The sequence below is a fragment of the Paenibacillus sp. FSL P4-0184 genome, from assembly GCF_038004625.1.
Classification (GTDB): Bacteria; Bacillota; Bacilli; order Paenibacillales; family Paenibacillaceae; genus Paenibacillus_AQ.
This window is the reverse complement of sequence record NZ_JBBORN010000001.1, coordinates 3,771,495-3,790,342: the sequence shown is the minus strand read 5'-3', so window position 1 is coordinate 3,790,342 and position 18,848 is coordinate 3,771,495. Positions and strand designations below refer to the sequence as shown.

Here is an 18,848-nt window from a genome sequence, read left to right as displayed (position 1 = left end):
TTTGGAAAAATGAATTTAAGTCTCTTATAATAAGTTCGTTTACAAAAATGTTAGCATTAAGTTTCAACATTTTGAAATAAAAAGCTTATAGAATTAACCAGCCTGTACATCTTCACCAGTATCAAATATTGCTTTACATTTAGGACAAGATAACCATACTGAAAGACCATCTCCATAAATAGAAGGCCTCACAAAGCTATGATAGGAACGATTTATTTCAGCACCGCATTTTCCACAACGAATTATAGGTGAAGAGGAATAGTCGAGTTGTGGTCGTTTTGCTGCGTCTTCAACAATACGTACAATATCTTTATCAATAATTCCAGATTGTATCTCATTTAAAGTATCAGCAATATTAATTCTATAATGAAGAGACACATCTTCACACAATTCTTCTAAATCTGGATGCAAAACGGAACGATCCTTTTCTGAACCAAAGTCATTTTTATTGTTAGTTACAAAATACAATGGTACTTTTTGTCCCTGTAGAAACTCAACACATGTTAGGAAATTTATTGCATCACCCACACTATTTTTATTTGCTTGAAATGGCATTTTATTATCTAGCGCCAAATCTGCTACTTTTATCTTAACATCATCAATATGAGGCAGAACAAAGGAGGAATTATGTTTAAATAATTTTTCAATTCTTTCAATTCTTTTTTCAGTAGTAGTAAGAAAGTAGTCTTTTTTTTCAGATAGTTTTTTTAAAATCTCATCTAACTTCTTATTGTCCACCTCATCTAGATACTTCCGTACTTCTTTAAAACTCTTAACTTTACTAGTTATTTTACGTGAAAGATGTTCTACTACTTTTAATTGTTTATTTCGTTCCCATTCGTCAATAATATTTTTTGGGAAAACCAATCTAAGGTTTCCATTATCGATAATAATTTCAATTTTCTCTAAGATCTCATCATCTACTCCATACTCATCAATTGCTAAATAAATGAGAATATCCGTATCCAAAAAAAGAAAGTGCATAAAATCCCCTTCCTGAAATCTTATAACAACGTTTTTCCGCTTAACAGTATCACGTTTTCGTGATTATATCAATATTATCAATTCTAACTTGATTATCGGCTTATGGTCTTTATAGACAAACGCATAACGAGTGCGATTCACAACAGTTTTATAAGGTTCTCTATAACGTTGGCTTCGCCTTAATCAACCCTTTAAGGTTCTGTAAGTGCTTATTAATAACTACATGACGGTAGAAGTTTTGGTAAAAGTCACAGCTGGAATATATCTTAATCTATATGCAAAAAAAAGCTCTGTCGACTAGTTAAAGTTGACAGAGCTTTTAAAATTCTTAAGCGGCTGCGAATTTACTATGTGTTCACACTTACAACATCCTCTAATTTAATCCAATCCCAATCATCATCAATAATACGTAGCTTTATCTGATGCAATTGCTGATCTACTCGCATCACAATACCACATATCTCTTTATCCTCCACTGGGTCAAATAAGGTGAGAGTAATTTCGCTATGCTCCGCCAATGACCGGGCTAGTATCTGTTGGATTTCTTCCATCGCTTGAGGATCAAGCTGCGGTCTACTTCGTATCTCTTCTTTCCTCGAATCAGATAGTATACGCTTCTTGTGCTCCGGCATAATCATCCTGCTTCCCTCCCATAGTCCATAAGTTCTAATTTCCCAGCCATAAAGTCTCCTCCTAATACATCGTCCAGTAGTCAGTGTTACTACCATCCACACCCCATTGAATAGGTGAGTTTTCCTCAGACCTTTCTAACCTTGAATCTGGTCGTTCCCATCCCTCAACGACAACTGCACTCTCTAGCGGTTTCCCGAACTCCCACAGAATGTAGTTATTCTCTGTCAATTCCTGCAGCCCAGCTCGGATCTTTCCCGATGTCCGCCCACTCTTTCTCTCCAGTACCTCTAGCGTAGGCATATATCCATGATGCACCGAGCAATGCCGCATGATCATCAGAAGCTTGCGGGCCGTATCACTAAGCATACGTTTCTCTTGTAGAGGTCGCCAGGATAATATCCCAGATGCTAAAAAAAAACACGTGGTGCTCCAGTAGTCAAACAGTTGGCCCTTATCCGGTCAGTACGAATGCCGATGATCTCAATCTTACGTTGCGTAATCTTGCCCGTTTTGTCCTGGTATATAATTTCAGTGCTTTGACCTACACGTATCTTCATGTGATCGCCTCCAAAAACAAGAACATTTGTACGCATTATAATCGAACATATATTCTATTTCCGATGGATTTATAATCTTTTGTTGTAATTTTTATGAAATCAAACGTTAAAAACCCTTATTAAGTAATATATACAAAATTATGTTTGGGTTATTCTTGCTCCATCTTGTATCTTAGATTCCTATAACATATAAAAGGAGATACATATGAAAAAGAAAATTTACTTACCTATCGTTTTATCCGTACTTTTGCTGTTTAGTTTTGTCACTATTACCAAAGCAAATAGTACAACGATACAAAGTTTAATTCCTGTTATGACATCTAATACTTCTCCATCTGGAGTGGCAAGTGCAAGTAGCGAATGGGGCAGTGAACATCAAGCATTTAAAGCATTTAATAATGATTATAATGACACTGGTTGGGCTTCTAAAGAAGGTATCCCCAATGGATGGATAGCTTATGAATTTGAGAATCCACAAAATGTTAACTCATATACATTAACAGCTCGTGGCAAAAGCGAGAGTTTAGCATATGAATCTCCGAAAAATTGGACTTTTGAAGCCTTGGATGGGGAAAACTGGATTGTTCTTGACACTCAAAATAACATAACCGGTTGGAGAGTATTAGTAGACAAAGTTTTCACATTCGATAATGAAAAGAAGTATAAAAAATACAGATTAAACATTTCACAAAATGGTGGATATTCTTATTTTGTTACTATTGGCGAAATAAAAATGAACTACACTCCTGCTCCGGAACCTACTCTCATTCCAACACCAGAGCCAACTAACTCTCCTGAGCCTACTCCAACTGCTACTCCTGAATTACCCTCTGGGGATCGTGCCATACTAACGATAACTCTAACTACAGGTGTTGATAAAGAATTTGACCTTTCAATTTCTGAAGTTAGTGATTTTCTAAATTGGTATGATAATGCTTCGGGGGCAACGAAATATGGAATAAATAAGCATGATAATAACAAGGGTCCTTTCAGTAAACGAACAGACTATGTAATTCATGACAAGATACTTTCATTCGAAGTAAGTGAGTATACAGCACAATAAGCAAAAACAACCCCGCCGACCAATTAAGGTTGACGGGGTTGTTTTTGTTTATACCTCCTCATTTTTCTTCACTAATAAAATAGAAGTAATAATCACAATCAATAAAATCATTGCTTCTAAAGATGTCACTTAAAGTATTGCAGCTGAAATTTACTTGTATGGATAATAGTGTGGGATTTTAGATTGAAACTCTTTTAAATTCACAATCAGGTTATTGTTATTAAATTCAATTAATGATACACCGTCGAACTCCCCAACTTCGTCCTCATACTCACATTTAAAGTACCATTCAACAACGGTTAAACTGCCTTGATGAATAAACTGCTTTATATTCCAAACAAGAACTGTACCACGTTCATTCCAATCTTCAAACCAACGTTCTATGGCGTGTAATCCATGATATTCAGGTCCATAACATTCAGAATAGATAATGTTCGGGTCGAAGATTTTTATTAATATAACATTGTTTTTGTTAATCCAAGACTCAAAATAATTACCTATTATTTGCTCTCTTTCAATCATCGTAACCCTCCAAATGTTAGCCACATTAGTTTGTTTTTAATAATGAACCACTATTTCTTTTTTAGCAACAAATACAAACAGACCCATCAAGTAAAAGCGTAGCGCGTTATTTTATGTATGTTATGAACTCAAATTGATACAAGACAAACATGCGTCTCTTAATTTCTAAAAAACTTACCTTGCCTCTACAACCATTAAACAAATCTGTTAGGAAACATTTGTATGTTATTCAAAAGGATTTAAGTTTACTGTATAAACTTTAGATAATTCATTTGGACATTATGTATAAATGTTCTATATTTAGAGTAAAGGATGTTTTCTTCAATACAAAAAATACCCTATCGACCATTTTTACGTTAACGGAGTATTCGTTATACATCCTTATACCAAAACCATCCTAAATTCAAATTTGTTTCTCATGTAGTAAGCATCAGCAACCTTAACACTAACCGGACTCCATTTCTGGACTGGACCTCACAATCAAATATACAGCTAGCTAGATCACCACGATGTTCAAGTATATCCATTTGAGACTGTGAAAAAGCAGTCGTTAGAAATTCAGTGTCTGTCTTTAGGACTTTGTATATTTCACTCAACATGATCACTTCTAAAAAGATAAGTTACAAAGTGCTAATCCTAATACAATAACTCCTACGATCATCATAACAACACCTTTTCTGTTTTTCAAATAGTTATATCCACAAATAGATATGAGGGCTCCACACATCATTACAACCATCAAAGATTGTCGTTCCTCATTCGCAACATCATAATTATTGAACAATAATGAAATACCTGGTTTCATTTTCTCTGCTTTATGTATTTCTTAATCAAATAAAACAATACAAATCCTAACAACACCAAGCCAAGTATGGTGATCCATAGAATCGTTGGATTCCCTACGAAAAAGTATGTATTTCTGTATTGAAAATCTTCATTGTTCATCAGTATAAAAGCTCCTTGTTCTAAGAACTATCTATTTCTTCGCAACCCATCGTTTTCAACTTTGAAGTCCTTCTTAATTACTTTATTATCCCATGACTCCAGTATAATCCTGGGCCCTGACTCAAGGATATCCTTTGCTTTATCAATCTGCCCTGACTTGAAAAAGTTTATAATTTCTATAAGGTCACTTCTACTATGTAAACTTACGGCGTTATAACTAGCAAGTTCTTCACACGCTGAGGTATATTGATTTGAGGATATTACCATGGACTTTTTTGCCCTGTAATATCTCATGGAACTATAGATCTCTTGAACAGCTTCTAACCCTACTGGATAAGAATAACACTTTGCCTGAACAACATTTCGAACCCCCTCCCCGTCTGTAAACACTAAGTCAGATCCAAAATCTCTGCCTCCTCTCGTTTTATATGCATCACTATAACCCATGGCCAAAAATAAACGATATAGATATTCTACAAAGCCAGTTCCGTCTTCCATTCGGTCTATGTCCTGGATCGTAATCTTAAGTGGATCAATTACTATACTTTGGGGAGGGTAACTCTTCTTTCTAGATAAAACTTTGAATACAAAAACAGCAGTAATGATAGCAAGAATAACCAACAAAATTATCATTTTTGTCAACCAGCAACCCCCATTAATATAAGAACCTCGCCAATGCCGGCGAGGTTCTTCCAAATTGCAATGCCATTACTCCCAAACCCTAGAACCTTAATATAAATTATTTGGAACATTATGTATATATGACTGGTAAGAAAAAGTCCTAGAACTACTGTTGGTTTTTGGACTCACGTTTCCCGTTAGCGTAAGCCCTTGCTAGTCCTGAATATCATTAACTAATGAATACTTGTGTTCTTCTTCCTACTTCAATTCGTTCAGTAAATTTTCCTCCTGTATATTCTTCTATTGCCTTTTTCCAAAAGAGTTGAGCAGGCTTGTTGTTATCTATTTGGTAAACTTCCCATTTTCCCTGGTGCATATCAAATATATCTTTAGCAACCATTCTCCCTAATCCCAGCCTACGATACTTCTTCGCAATAAAAAATTCAGCAATAGAAAAATATGCGTCATCTTCTTCCCGATTTTTTAATTTGACTAAGACAAATCCAACAAATTTCCCATTGAGACTGATTAAATATGGATAATTGGGGTCTTTAGACCAATATTCATCAATTGGATAATTACCATATTTACCGTTTGCCTCAAACTGCAACTCCATAAATTCTGAGAAATCATAAATATAGAATTGTAACAGGTTGCTGAGTATTTCTTTATGTTCCAAGGTTGCTATTTTGATTTCATAGTCCATGTTTGATACCATCCCTCTGTAGATTCAACTATCGTTTCCCGTTAGTTAAGTCCCAAACAAACCATGTTGCGATAAATTACTTTATAGTGTCGTGCTCATAGATTTTGGTGGGTCGTCCCCATTCGAAATTATCCAAACCGATTTCTCTGAATCCATATTTCTCATAGTAACGAATATGGTCAGTCGTTATATAAACCTTCGTATATCCCAATTGCCCCACCATTTTTCTGGCATGCTCCAACAATACTGAACCTAAACCTTGCCCTCGCTCATTCTCGTCAATGAACAGAGGAGCAATCCATGGCGATAAATCTTTTCGAATTATATATTCCTGCTCAATCAATTGATAAAATCCAATTATTTTGTCGTTTTTTAATAGCAGAAATGTTAATGGCAAACCATCTTCAGCCGATAAACTTTCGTCAATTTTAGGTAGTACCACCTTCTGTACGTTTGGCCATTTGTCTTTAACATATTCAGCAAACTCTATATGACGCTCTGGACACTCTATTATAGATTTAATAGCATGCATTAAGTCACTCCTTCATAAATACGGTTCTTGATGAGTATCACCTTCAAAAAAAGGTGCTTTCAGATTACACCTTAAGTTAACTGCGGGAAACGGAAAGTTTATTTTAAGTTAAACTTTACTGCCTGTTAGCTTGATGAGGCGCCCGCCAGTCTATTGTGTTTTCATTGGCAATTTATACTGGAATGAGACGTGGTGAGATCCTTGGACTTCGCTGGGGTGATATCGACTTCGAAAAGAAAGAACTCAAGGTGATCCAGACGGCCAACTGGACACGTGATGGTTTAGTCATTCAACGTCCGAAAACGAATGATTCCATACGACGGGTAAAACTTTTTCAGAATATTATTGATGACCTTAAGGAACGCTACATGCAAATCGAGGATTATAAAAAAGAATATGGAGACTCATATGAGGATAATGATTTAGTATGTTGCTACCCTGGCGGGGGTTATATAAATCCAAAGGTAGCTGCTGAACGACTGGATATGACTCCTGCGATGTTCAACGAACGATACTCACACCTACTCCCAATCATGCAGGAAGAGGCCGTTGACAAAATTGAACCAGGACTGAATAAATACGCTGAAAAACAGCTCGAAACTGCAGAAAAATAATTCACGTTGGCAAATCCGTTAGCAAACTTAAAATCCCGGCCTTTCCCCATCCTATTTTCTTTATATCACTAACCCTATAGACAGCAAAAAACCCTTACAAAGTAAGGGTTTTCTCTAAGTGGGCCCTGAGGGACTCGAACCCCCGACCAATCGGTTATGAGCCGACCGCTCTAACCAACTGAGCTAAGGGCCCGGATCTAAAAATATCCGAATGTACAATTGCTGTTGTAAATAAATTGGTTGCGGGGGCAGGATTTGAACCTGCGGCCTTCGGGTTATGAGCCCGACGAGCTACCGGGCTGCTCCACCCCGCGTCAGAAAAAATATTCAAACAGCGACAATAAATAATATACATTACAAATTGGGTCTACGTCAAGGAAGAATTTATAAAAGTTCTTAAGGCAGAAATCTAACTCCGTACCTTCCCTTACGGGATCGATAAATTTCTACAAAACGCGGGTCATGATAACCGTAAATCCAGCCATCTTGCTCCAATCTTTTAGCCAAACAACCTGCTTGAAATCTGGTCCTGAACAGTTTCGCGAAGTATATCCAATTCATGATGCCCTCTTCTCCTTTTCGCAAATTTATGATACACCGCTCTGAACTTATCATGCCCAAGTTCCACAAAATAAGCCACCAGAAAACTGGTGGCTTAGGGCATATTCCAGAGTCATTCACCGATCGAGTCGAAATAGACCGTGGGATCTTTTTCAAGTGTATCCAGCATGGTATTCCCTTGCTTCTCCCAAGCTTTGAGTGCATTCTCGACGGTTTTCTTACCCTGATAAACATCAATGAATAATTGACGTCCAACATCACTAATTCGGCTAACCCCAGGCTTCTGCATCTGTAAACTAATCAATAAAGGATCCGTTGCAGGTAATGGTCGGAGCGTATAAAAAGCTTCCAAGTTTACAGAAGGGGTCTGGGCGGTAATATAATCCTTGCGGGAAGTCAGTTCACTCTTGTTATGGGCTTTAATTTTGGCAACCTCATTACTGTTGACGAACTTAATCAAATCCCAGGCATCTTCCTTATTAGTAGCCGTAGAACTAATAGCCATCATATTACCAAGCCATGTTCCAATGGCAACATCCGGTTTTTCCTGAAAGGTAGGTACAGTAACCACACCCCATTTAATGGGACTGTAATTTTTGATCTTAGCAGCATTACGGGCCACTCCCGCCAGTTCATTGAGATAACCATATTCTCCAACGACCATTGCTGCTTTTCCTGTGAGGAACAGATCGCCTTGGATTGGACTGTAGGCATTCCCTTCTGTTCCTGCAAAATCCAACCCATTTAGCTCAGGTACAATTTGTTTCTTAACCAACTGGCTGTAAGTAGTCCAAGCCTGATTCCACTGTGTGGTATTTACAGTCATGTGCTGACCCTTATTATCGTACATCGTAAGTTCTAGCGGTGCGACATAGCTCTGCATATCCCAGAATGGATCACTTAAGTAACGGTTCATCGAGAACCCGTATATCCGAGTTTCTTTATTAGACGACTTCTTCGTCACCTTATCTGCCAGCGTAAACAGTTCATTCCAAGTCATCTTGTCCGTTGGATAGCCCACACCAGCAGCATCAAAGATTCCCTTGTTATAAAAAAGCGCACTAGACGAGAAGATCGGCGCCAATGCAAAAAGACTTCCTCCACCCAGTTCACGAACTCCATTCAGCATCGTAGGCGCCATATTGCTTAAATCATACTGATCACGCGCTATAAGCGGCTCCAGCGATTGGACAAGATTATGATCCACCAAACTCTTCACTAGTGCGCTATCACCGACGATCACATCAACAGGCTTATCCCCGCCCATAATCGCTCGGATATTTTCCAAATTATCAGAGCTTGCGTCTGAGGAGGTGTTATTGTACCGAAGGTCATTCGTATCTATAGCCGGAATAATCTCCAATTTGATTTCTGGATGCTGCAACTCATACATATCCGTAAACTGCTGACGAAAAAACGAATCGTCCTCCCCAGACCATAGACTCCCAATACGCAATACACGTTGCTCCACTGAAGCCTTAGAAGGCTCAGCCCAAGCCGTATTCCACCCATCAGAGATTAAGGGTAGTATCAGCGCAGCGCATACCCCAAGGCTTAACCAGCGGCGCCACAGCCGTTTATTGTTGTTTTTATGATTCATTATTATATCCTCCCATAAAATACTTGATTCTTCTACATCTTATGGATAAATAATCCATAATCCTAGTAACAGTATAAAGCTTTAATCAAGAAGGGAAGTTACAGGACGTTTAAAGTTATACTACGATTTCTTCATATTATTCTCATAAAAATGTTACTAGGAGCTTTTGCAGATACACGATCTCCACTACTAGAAGGTTTCGGCAGATACTAGGCTGATTATAATTGCACAAAGTACAACTATAGTGCCAATTCCTCTAAGAAAAGTTAGTTTAAGTGTACAAAATACAACTATTCGTGTCTTGGATGACAGTTGAGTATGTTGTGTCTGTTAAAAAATAAAAGCCCCTCACTGAAAAGTGAGAGGCTCGCCTAAACTATACTCATTTATTTAAGCTTAAACACCAAATGATGAAGGATCTTTTCTCCAAGACTTCAGTACTTCTACGTCCGTCGATTCAATTTTACCTTGTGCAAGAGCCACATCAATCAATGTGCTGTAGTTGGACAAGCTTTGTAATGGCATTTCAGCTGCAGCAAAAGCATCCACTGCACGGTCCAGCTCATAGCTGAAGATTGCGAGTACAGCCAGCACTTCTGCGCCAGCTTCTTGCACGGCCTGAGCCGCTTTGATGGAGCTTCCACCTGTGGAGATCAGATCTTCAATAACAACAACCTTTTGTCCCGGTTTAATCAGACCTTCGATCTGATTCTGCTTGCCATGGCCTTTAGCTTTATCACGGATATAAGCCATTGGCAGGTTCAGTTTATCTGCTACCCAAGCCGCGTGTGGAATACCCGCGGTTGCTGTACCTGCGATCACTTCAGCGTCCGGATACTCGCTCTTAATAAGCTGCGCGAAGGCATCTGCAATATAGTTACGAACTTCTGGGTAAGCCATAGTCAGACGATTGTCGCAATAGATCGGCGATTTGATACCAGAGGTCCATGTAAAAGGCTCCTGGGGACGCAGTGCTACTGCTCCAATCGTAAGCAGATAACTTGCTACTTGTTCACTTCTATTTAATGAGCTCATGCTAGGGTCATCTCCTCAATAATGTTTAGTGCTGCTTGACGTGGATCTGGTGAAGCTGTAATCGGCCGTCCTACAACAAGGTAGTGACTACCCTGACGAATGGCTTTTCCAGGTGTCATAACCCGGGACTGATCGTCCAAGGAAGCACCTGCTGGCCGGATACCCGGTGTAACCGTGCAAAATGCTGGGCCGCAAGCTTCTGCGATAGCTGCGGACTCTTGTGGCGATGCTACTACACCATCTAGACCCGCATCGGCAGCCAGCTTGGCGTATCTTACCACAGTATCCGCTACCTCACCAGCGATCCCAATTTCGTTATTCATCACTTCTTGACTCGTACTGGTTAGCTGGGTAACTGCAATAATCAAAGGCATCTTAAGAGCAGCATTAGCACTAACTGCAGAAGCCGCTCCTTCGCGTGCTGCAGCCATCATGGCTGAGCCCCCTGCCGCGTGTACGTTAAACATATCAGCGCCAAGATTCGTAAGACTTTGAGCGCCACCTTTTACCGTGTTAGGGATATCATGCATTTTCACGTCAACGAACACAGAATAGCCACGAGATTTCAGCTCTTGAATAAATTCTGGTCCTGCCGCATAGAACAGCTGCATGCCTACCTTCATATAACAAGGAATTCCTTCCAGCTTATCGATCAAGGCCCTTGCTCCAGTCACATCAGGATAATCCAAAGCGATCATCAGGCGATTCGCCATTGCTTTCCATTCTACTTCTCCTACTCCCATAACCATGCTCCTATCCAGTGCAGACTACATCCACACCCTTCATTTATTAGACCCTAGGCATAGCGGAACGGTCTGCGTAAACGCAAACCGCCCTATGCTTCTTTATGAGATTAGTTCAATTGTCCGACAAAAGCAGGCATGGACTGTGACGAGAAGTTGATCGTCTGCAGCATTCTGAGAAGTGCCGTCACTGTATCCAGTGAAGTCATACATACGACGCCATTTTCAACCGCTTCACGGCGGATTCGGAATCCGTCACGTTCTGGCGTTTTGCCTTTAGTCAGTGTATTAAAGACGAAGTTAGCTTGCCCACCACGAATCAAGTCGAGAATGTTTGGCGCACCTTCATCCAGCTTGTTTACATTCATTACGTTGAGGCCTGCTTCTTCAAGCGCTTGTGCCGTGCCTCCAGTTGCAATGATTTTGTAACCCATGGAGTGGAAGCCCTTCATAAGTTCCACAGCTTCTGCTTTATCTTTATCTGCCACCGTAACGATGATAGCGCCTGTGGCTGGAATTTTCATCCCTGCTCCGATCAGACCTTTGTATAAAGCTTTTGCGTACAATTTATCACGACCCATAACCTCACCGGTTGATTTCATTTCAGGTCCGAGTGTAGGTTCTACTCTGCGCAGTTTGGCAAAAGAGAACACTGGCACTTTAACCGATACATAATCGCTTTCCGGCCACAAACCTTCTGTATAACCGTCATCCTTCAGCTTGCTGCCGAGAATGATTTTGGTTGCCAAATGCGCCATTGGAATTCCTGTCACCTTACTCAGGAAAGGAACCGTACGCGAGGAGCGTGGATTTACTTCGATTACGTATACTTCGTTCTGATAGATAACAAACTGGATGTTGACCAGTCCAATCGTCTTCAGTTCCTTAGCGATTTTAATTGTGATTTCGGCGATTTTCTCTTTTAGACCTTCATCCAGATATTGAGGAGGATATACAGCGATAGAGTCACCGGAGTGAACACCTGCGCGTTCGACATGTTCCATGATGCCCGGAATAACTACTGTCTCACCATCACAAATCGCGTCTACCTCAACCTCTTTACCTAGCATGTAACGGTCAATCAATACCGGATGCTCCGGATTCACTTTCACCGCTTCTACCATGTAGCTAAGCAGTTCAGTATCGTTATATACGATTTCCATTGCACGTCCGCCTAGTACGTAGGAAGGACGTACCAGCACCGGATACCCAAGGGATTGTGCAGTTTCTACAGCTTGATCCACGTCGGTAACCGTCTTGCCTTTCGGTTGAGCGATATCAAGGCGTGCCAGCAAAGCTTCGAATTTCTTACGGTTCTCAGCTTCATCAATGCTATCAAGGCTAGTTCCAAGAATCTTCACACCAGCAGCACTTAGAGGTGCCGCAAGGTTAATCGCTGTTTGACCTCCGAATTGAACAATAACTCCAATCGGATTCTCTTGCGCAATTACGTTCATGACATCTTCGAAGAATAATGGTTCAAAGTACAACCGGTCCGAAGTATTAAAGTCTGTAGATACAGTCTCAGGGTTATTATTGATGATAACCGCTTCATATCCAGCCTTTTGAATGGCCCATACCGCATGGACTGTGGAGTAATCGAACTCAATCCCTTGACCGATCCGGATTGGACCAGATCCCAGCACGATAACCTTTTGCTTATTAGAATGAATGACCTCGTTCTCAGTCTCATAAGTCGAGTAGTAATAAGGTGTAGAAGCTTCGAACTCGGCCGCACAAGTATCTACCATTTTGAACACAGGTGTTAAACCTTGCTCCAAACGTAGCGCGCGCACATCAGCTTCTTTGGTAAATTTCCCGTTCGCTTGTCCTTCTGCACGAATCTCAGCAATCGCACGGTCTGTAAAGCCTTTACGTTTCGCTTGGTATAGAGTTTCCGCAGACAAAGTTTCTTCGCCGCGAATAACCTCTTCAAAGTTAATCAAACCTTCAATTTTGGAAAGGAACCACCAGTCCACGTTCGTAATATCCTGGATTTCTTGCAAACCGTAACCACGGCGGAAAGCTTCAGCAATCAGGAACAGACGCTCATCGTCAGGCTTAGCAAGACGTTCACGCAGCACGCTCTCTTCCAGTGACTCTGCACCTGGCAGACGGAACCGGTGAACACCAATTTCCAAGGAACGGATCGCTTTATGAATCGACTCTTCAAAAGTACGGCCGATCGCCATTACTTCGCCTGTCGCTTTCATTTGCGTACCCAGCTTACGGTTCGCATGAATGAACTTGTCGAACGGCCAGCGTGGAATTTTACTTACGATATAGTCAAGTGTAGGTTCAAAGCATGCATAAGTCTGTCCGGTAACCGGATTGACGATTTCATCCAGCGTGTAACCCATAGCGATTTTGGCAGCCATTTTGGCAATCGGATATCCAGTTGCTTTGGACGCCAAAGCCGAGGAACGGCTGACACGCGGGTTTACTTCGATTACATAATATTGATAACTTTGTGGATCAAGTGCGAATTGTACGTTACATCCACCCTCAATATTCAGGGCGCGGATGATTTTGAGCGAAGCTGTGCGCAGCATTTGGTATTCACGATCCGATAACGTCTGGCTAGGTGCCACAACGATACTGTCACCTGTATGTACGCCTACAGGATCAAAGTTTTCCATGTTGCAGACAACGATACAGTTGTCATTAGCATCACGCATAACCTCGTATTCAACTTCCTTCATGCCGGCAATACTCTTCTCAACCAGACATTGTCCGATCGGGCTGTAACGAATTCCTGCTTTGACAGTTTCACGCAGCTCTTCTTCGTTATCGCAGATCCCGCCGCCTGTGCCGCCAAGTGTATAAGCTGGACGTACAATTAGAGGGAATCCAATTTCCTCGGCGAATTTCATTGCTTCATCTACAGTAGTGATAATGGTGCTGTCCGGTACAGGTTGATCCAATTCACGCATTAGATCACGGAACAAATCGCGATCTTCTGCTTTCTCAATGGAATCAAGCTGTGTACCGAGAAGCTTAACATTCTCTTGCTCAAGTACACCTGCACGAGCCAATTCTACAGCCATATTTAGGCCAGTTTGACCGCCCAGCGTTGGAAGCAATCCATCTGGACGCTCTTGGCGAATAATCGCAGTTACGAATTCAAGCGTAATAGGCTCGATGTACACTTTATCTGCAATATTTGTATCTGTCATAATCGTTGCTGGATTGCTGTTAATCAGTACGACTTCCACGCCTTCTTCTTTAAGGGCTTGGCAAGCCTGAGTTCCTGCGTAGTCAAACTCCGCTGCTTGGCCGATGACGATCGGTCCGGAACCGATCACTAGTATTTTTTTAAGTTTATCGTTCTTTGGCATGTTATAGAGCTCCTTTCACGGCTTCAAGCTGTAAGTTAGTTTTTGGCGCCGTGATTCTGGCGTTTGCCGCAAGTTGTGCCTGACGTGAAACAACAGGTGTCTTTGCTTTATGATCGGCAATCAATTGGAGGAAGCGATCGAATAAGTAGCTGCTGTCATGTGGTCCTGGCGCCGCTTCTGGATGATATTGCACCGAAAATGCTGGGTAACGTGTATGTTTAATACCTTCAACAGTCTTATCATTATTATTAATGTGAGTAACTTCTAGTTCAGTGTTCTTCACAGATTCCTCATTCACGGTATAACCATGGTTCTGGGAAGTGATGAAGCAGCGTCCGCTTTCCAGTTCCTTCACAGGGTGATTCCCACCGCGGTGACCGAATTTCAGCTTCTCTGTATCCGCTCCACAAGCAAGTGCAAACAACTGATGACCAAGGCAGATGCCGAAGATCGGATATTCACCAAGCAATTCGGAAATCGTCTTGACAGCGTGAGGCACATCTTTCGGGTCCCCAGGGCCGTTGGACAGTAGGATACCATCTGGGTTCAGACGGCGAACTTCTTCCGCTTTTACATCATGTGGCACTACAACAACATCACAACCACGTTCGTTAAGCTCACGTAGGATACCAGCCTTCGCACCGTAATCCACAAGTACAATTCTTTCTTTGTTGCCTGGGCTGCTGTACGAACTTGCAGTTGATGTACGAGCTACCTGATTGCGCAATTCCTCAATCGTAGTATTTCCCATCATTTCCATCAGTTCCTCTACACGTTTGTTAGAGGTGGTCAGGATCGCTTTCATTGTTCCGTAGTGGCGAATAATCCGAGTCAACATCCGAGTATCAATCTCGCTGATCCCTGGAATATCGTATTCTTTCAACAAGTCGTCCACACTATATTCAGCACGCCAGTTACTAGGTACTTCTTCATGACGGCGCACTACAAAGCCGTGTACGAAAGGTCGAACAGATTCAAAGTCATCCCGAGTAATCCCGTAGTTCCCGATCAATGGGTAAGTCATAGTAACGATTTGTCCGCAATATGAAGGGTCAGACAGCACCTCTTGATATCCTGTAATTCCTGTATTAAAAACAACCTCGCCTGTCTTCTCGCCCTCAGCGCCAAATGCGGTACCTGTAAATAAAGTTCCGTCTTGCAGCAGCAATCTCGCCTGCATTCCATTCCACTCCTTCTTGTTTCTGTAGTCTAATGCTTATGCCTTACAAGCCTTCCGGAGTGAACGTGTACACAATCGCTGCATCCGTAAAGATCAGCAACTCCGCCCCACCGGTCCGCTAGTTTTTCTCAGTCCATACGGCTTTGCCGTCTACCCATGTCATTACTGGCCAGCCCTTAAGCTTCCAGCCACCAAAAGGAGTATTCCGTCCTTTACTTGCGAAAGATCCTGGGTCTACTTCTTTCTCCTGCTCCAAATCAATCAGTGTCAAATCTGCAGGAGCTCCGATATCCATCACACCGGTGTTCAGTCTGAATACCCGTGCAGGATCAGCAGTCATTCTTTGTACTAGTAAGGATAAATCCCATTTCCCTGTTGCTACAAACGCTGTGTATAGTAGTGGGAAAGCTGTTTCGAATCCAACGATACCAAAAGGTGCAAGTTGCATGCCTTTAGCTTTCTCTTCCTCACTATGCGGCGCATGATCCGTAACAATCATATCTAGTGTGCCGTCAAGCAAACCTTCGATACATGCTTCAACATCGTGACGGGAGCGAAGCGGCGGGTTCATTTTCCAATTGGCATCAAGGCCTGGAATATCTTCTTCAGAGAGCAGCAAGTGATGCGGACACACTTCAGCAGTTACTTTAATGCCGATTTCTTTCGCTTGGCGAATCAGTCGCACCGATTGTTCAGTACTTACATGGCACACATGGTAATGAACGCCTGTCGCTTCAGCCAGCAAAATATCGCGTCCAACATGGATGGCTTCTGACTCATTTGGAATTCCTTTCAGGCCATGCTTTCTTGCGAACTCACCTTCGGCTACACAGCAGCCTTCAACCAGTGAATTATCCTCGCAGTGAGCAATGACTGGCATATCCAGTGCTGCGGCGATGTTCATAGCATCTTTCATCATTTGAGCACTTTGCACGCCCACGCCGTCGTCAGTATAACCAATAGCTCCAGCTTCTTTAAGCGCTGCAAAATCAGTCAGCTCACGTCCGAGCTCATTTTTTGTAATGGCTGCATAAGGAAGTACTTTAACGAGTCCTGCTTCACGCGCTTTATCTTTGACAAATTGTACGATTTCCGGGGTATCTGTTACTGGACGGGTATTAGGCATACAAGCGATGGTTGTAAATCCGCCTTTAGCAGCCGAACGACTTCCGGTTTCCACGGTTTCCTTGTGTTCAAATCCCGGTTCGCGTAAGTGCACATGCATATCAATGAGTCCTGGAATGAGCAGCTTGCCTTCAGCATCAATGATCTCTCCAGCTTCTGGAGCAGCTTCTTTTCCATCGATCAAGGCCGAGATAACACCTTCTTCAAGCACAATATGTCTCCGCTCTAACAAGCCTTCCTTATTCAATACGCTGGCGTTTCTAATAATCACTGTCATGATTCTACCTTTACCCACAGATCCCGGCTGCGGGCCCTCTCGTTATTATATAATAAAAATTCATGTTTGTGTATATTTATTAGTCCTTATTCATCATCATTCTTTAAACTTTATAATAAAGCTCTTTCGAGAACTGCCATCCGAACCGGAACCCCATTAGACATTTGCGGGAAAATCCTTGATTGACTGCTTTCTACAACTGCATCATCAATCTCGACATTCCGGTTAACCGGAGCTGGGTGCATAATGATTGTATCTTTTGCGAGCTTTGCTGCGCGTTCTTCCGTTAAACCATAATGTCTGCGGTAATCTTCCGCGGAAAGTACGATACCAGAAGAATGACGTTCCAACTGCACACGAAGCATCATGACTACATCTGCTTTAAGAGCTTCTTCTATGGTTACATAAGGTGCGTATTCCATAAGCTCAGGAGCCTTCATATTCTCCGGTGCACAGAATTGCACTTTAGCCCCTAGCTTTGTAAGTCCCCACAGATTGGAGCGTGCTACCCGGCTATGCATGATGTCCCCGATAATAGAAACCGTGAGACCCTTTAAATCTCCAAACGTTTTGGTCATGGTGTAAAGATCAAGCAGCGCTTGTGTTGGATGTTCATTGTTGCCGTCACCCGCATTAATAAGCGGTATGGACACCTTCTCAGCTAACTGCTGCAGCACACCTGCAGGCTTCAAACGCACAACTCCGGCATCGATCCCCATCGATTCCAGTGTGCGTACTGTATCGTAGATCGACTCCCCTTTTTCTACACTAGAAGCTGCAGCCGTAAAATTCAGTACTTGTGCACCCAGTCGTTTCTCTGCCATTTCAAAGGAGAAACGAGTGCGTGTGCTGTTCTCAAAGAACATGTTAGAAATAAAATGCGAGTTCAAAATGGGAGTTAGCTTCTCGCTCTGATTGTCCCAGTATGCTGTTCTGTCCAGCAGCCCAGTGATTTCCGACCGGTCAAGCTCTTTTATTCCCAGCAGACTACGTTCCTTTACCTTGGTAAGTGTCATGATGTTATCGTTCCTCCCGGTTTGAAATAATGTAGACCTCGTCTTTGCCGTCGTATTCCTTCAGCGCCACTTCAATCTGCTCATGCTTTGAGGTAGGTACATTCTTACCGATGTAGTCTGGTCGGATCGGCAGCTCGCGGTGTCCACGGTCAGCCAGTACTGCCAGTTGAATCATTCGTGGGCGTCCGCAATCCATCAAAGCGTCCATCGCTGCGCGGATGGTGCGTCCGGTGTAAAGCACATCGTCGAACAAAATGACCTTCTTATCATGGATGCCATCACTGCCGGAAGTAATAATGACGTTACTCTTCACTACCGCTTCACTGCCTCCTACTTCACGGTCATCCCGATAATGCGTGATGTCGAGTTCGCCGTAAGGAATCTCGACGCCTTCAATTTCCTTGATCCGCTCAGCGATACGCTGTGCTAGGTATACGCCTCGTGTCCGGATACCGACCAGCAAACAATTCTCAATCCCTTTGTTCTTCTCCAAAATCTCATGAGCAATACGCGATAATGCCCGGCGGATCGCCGTTTCGTCCATAATTACATTTTTCTCAGTAACCATAATCTTGTCACCCTCCACTTGTTTCGCCTGTTCAAGTTCCTGGAAATCAAAAAACTCCTTGCCTATAACAGGCAAGGAGTGAAATCCGCAGATGAAGAAGATGGTGGCCGCGCGCATAAAAAGACAGTCCGGTGTATACACACGGATACCTTTCTAAGAGTCGCGAACCTCGATTCACGTTACCTTGCCAGCCTCACAGGACTGAATTAAAGGCGCTATTCATTTAAT

Annotated in this window: 19 protein-coding genes and 2 tRNA genes; 2 read left to right on the top strand and 19 right to left on the bottom strand. The window is 42.1% G+C overall.

The window, feature by feature from the left end; genetic code table 11:
• Window positions 1-93: 93 nt before the first annotated feature.
• From MKY52_RS16545 to MKY52_RS16530, 4 genes are all read right to left on the bottom strand, one after another.
• Window positions 94-984, bottom strand: coding sequence for a PIN domain-containing protein (locus tag MKY52_RS16545; RefSeq protein ID WP_341052332.1), 891 nt, complete (start codon window positions 982-984; stop codon window positions 94-96).
• A gap of 347 nt (window positions 985-1,331) precedes the next feature.
• Window positions 1,332-1,622 (bottom strand): YolD-like family protein, encoded by a 291-nt coding sequence (locus MKY52_RS16540; protein WP_341052331.1) that lies wholly within the window; start codon window positions 1,620-1,622, stop codon window positions 1,332-1,334.
• 55 nt (window positions 1,623-1,677) lie between these two features.
• A complete protein-coding gene (locus tag MKY52_RS16535; RefSeq protein ID WP_341052329.1) occupies window positions 1,678-1,983 on the bottom strand; it encodes a helix-turn-helix domain-containing protein in 306 nt (101 codons plus the stop codon).
• A gap of 41 nt (window positions 1,984-2,024) precedes the next feature.
• Complete coding sequence (locus tag MKY52_RS16530) at window positions 2,025-2,174, bottom strand: hypothetical protein (protein ID WP_341052328.1); 150 nt, start codon at window positions 2,172-2,174, stop codon at window positions 2,025-2,027.
• Window positions 2,175-2,379: 205 nt separating this feature from the next.
• Between MKY52_RS16530 and MKY52_RS16525 the strand changes: the two genes are divergently transcribed.
• Window positions 2,380-3,237 (top strand): discoidin domain-containing protein, encoded by an 858-nt coding sequence (locus MKY52_RS16525; protein ID WP_341052327.1) that lies wholly within the window; start codon window positions 2,380-2,382, stop codon window positions 3,235-3,237.
• Between the two features lie 150 nt (window positions 3,238-3,387).
• Here MKY52_RS16525 and MKY52_RS16520 read toward each other — a convergent pair whose 3' ends face one another.
• The 4 genes from MKY52_RS16520 to MKY52_RS16505 all read right to left on the bottom strand — a co-directional run bounded on the left by MKY52_RS16520 (window position 3,388) and on the right by MKY52_RS16505 (window position 6,563).
• Entirely contained in the window at window positions 3,388-3,759 is a 372-nt protein-coding gene (locus MKY52_RS16520; RefSeq protein WP_341052326.1) for a nuclear transport factor 2 family protein, read from the bottom strand.
• A gap of 972 nt (window positions 3,760-4,731) precedes the next feature.
• Window positions 4,732-5,337 (bottom strand): restriction endonuclease, encoded by a 606-nt coding sequence (locus MKY52_RS16515; protein ID WP_341053439.1) that lies wholly within the window; start codon window positions 5,335-5,337, stop codon window positions 4,732-4,734.
• Between the two features lie 217 nt (window positions 5,338-5,554).
• Entirely contained in the window at window positions 5,555-6,031 is a 477-nt protein-coding gene (locus MKY52_RS16510; RefSeq protein ID WP_341052323.1) for a GNAT family N-acetyltransferase, read from the bottom strand.
• A 76-nt stretch (window positions 6,032-6,107) separates the two neighbouring features.
• Window positions 6,108-6,563: a GNAT family N-acetyltransferase gene (locus MKY52_RS16505; protein WP_341052322.1), complete on the bottom strand. Its 456-nt coding sequence runs from the start codon at window positions 6,561-6,563 to the stop codon at window positions 6,108-6,110.
• Between the two features lie 152 nt (window positions 6,564-6,715).
• Between MKY52_RS16505 and MKY52_RS16500 the strand changes: the two genes are divergently transcribed.
• Window positions 6,716-7,177 (top strand): site-specific integrase, encoded by a 462-nt coding sequence (locus MKY52_RS16500; protein ID WP_341053438.1) that lies wholly within the window; start codon window positions 6,716-6,718, stop codon window positions 7,175-7,177.
• Between the two features lie 119 nt (window positions 7,178-7,296).
• Here MKY52_RS16500 and MKY52_RS16495 read toward each other — a convergent pair.
• From MKY52_RS16495 to pyrR, 11 genes are all read right to left on the bottom strand, one after another.
• A tRNA-Ile gene (locus MKY52_RS16495) sits at window positions 7,297-7,370 on the bottom strand.
• A 44-nt stretch (window positions 7,371-7,414) separates the two neighbouring features.
• A tRNA-Met gene (locus tag MKY52_RS16490) sits at window positions 7,415-7,491 on the bottom strand.
• Between the two features lie 82 nt (window positions 7,492-7,573).
• Window positions 7,574-7,738, bottom strand: coding sequence for a hypothetical protein (locus MKY52_RS16485; protein WP_019909365.1), 165 nt, complete (start codon window positions 7,736-7,738; stop codon window positions 7,574-7,576).
• A gap of 112 nt (window positions 7,739-7,850) precedes the next feature.
• Entirely contained in the window at window positions 7,851-9,338 is a 1,488-nt protein-coding gene (locus MKY52_RS16480) for an ABC transporter substrate-binding protein (protein ID WP_341052321.1), read from the bottom strand.
• Between the two features lie 396 nt (window positions 9,339-9,734).
• Entirely contained in the window at window positions 9,735-10,373 is a 639-nt protein-coding gene (gene pyrE, locus MKY52_RS16475; protein WP_341052319.1) for an orotate phosphoribosyltransferase, read from the bottom strand.
• Complete coding sequence (pyrF, locus tag MKY52_RS16470; protein WP_341052318.1) at window positions 10,370-11,116, bottom strand: orotidine-5'-phosphate decarboxylase; 747 nt, start codon at window positions 11,114-11,116, stop codon at window positions 10,370-10,372. The genes pyrE and pyrF overlap by 4 nt, the downstream gene beginning before the upstream one ends.
• 110 nt (window positions 11,117-11,226) lie before the next feature.
• Window positions 11,227-14,454: a carbamoyl-phosphate synthase large subunit gene (gene carB, locus MKY52_RS16465; protein ID WP_341052316.1), complete on the bottom strand. Its 3,228-nt coding sequence runs from the start codon at window positions 14,452-14,454 to the stop codon at window positions 11,227-11,229.
• A 1-nt stretch (window position 14,455) separates the two neighbouring features.
• Window positions 14,456-15,634 (bottom strand): glutamine-hydrolyzing carbamoyl-phosphate synthase small subunit, encoded by a 1,179-nt coding sequence (carA, locus tag MKY52_RS16460; protein WP_042190808.1) that lies wholly within the window; start codon window positions 15,632-15,634, stop codon window positions 14,456-14,458.
• Between the two features lie 118 nt (window positions 15,635-15,752).
• A complete protein-coding gene (locus MKY52_RS16455; protein ID WP_341052314.1) occupies window positions 15,753-17,036 on the bottom strand; it encodes a dihydroorotase in 1,284 nt (427 codons plus the stop codon).
• 110 nt (window positions 17,037-17,146) lie between these two features.
• The gene (locus tag MKY52_RS16450; protein ID WP_042190812.1) at window positions 17,147-18,052 is read right to left on the bottom strand and encodes an aspartate carbamoyltransferase catalytic subunit; all 906 of its coding nucleotides are present in this window, start codon (window positions 18,050-18,052) and stop codon (window positions 17,147-17,149) included.
• Window positions 18,053-18,056: 4 nt separating this feature from the next.
• The gene (gene pyrR, locus MKY52_RS16445) at window positions 18,057-18,620 is read right to left on the bottom strand and encodes a bifunctional pyr operon transcriptional regulator/uracil phosphoribosyltransferase PyrR (RefSeq protein ID WP_042130202.1); all 564 of its coding nucleotides are present in this window, start codon (window positions 18,618-18,620) and stop codon (window positions 18,057-18,059) included.
• Window positions 18,621-18,848: the final 228 nt, after the last annotated feature.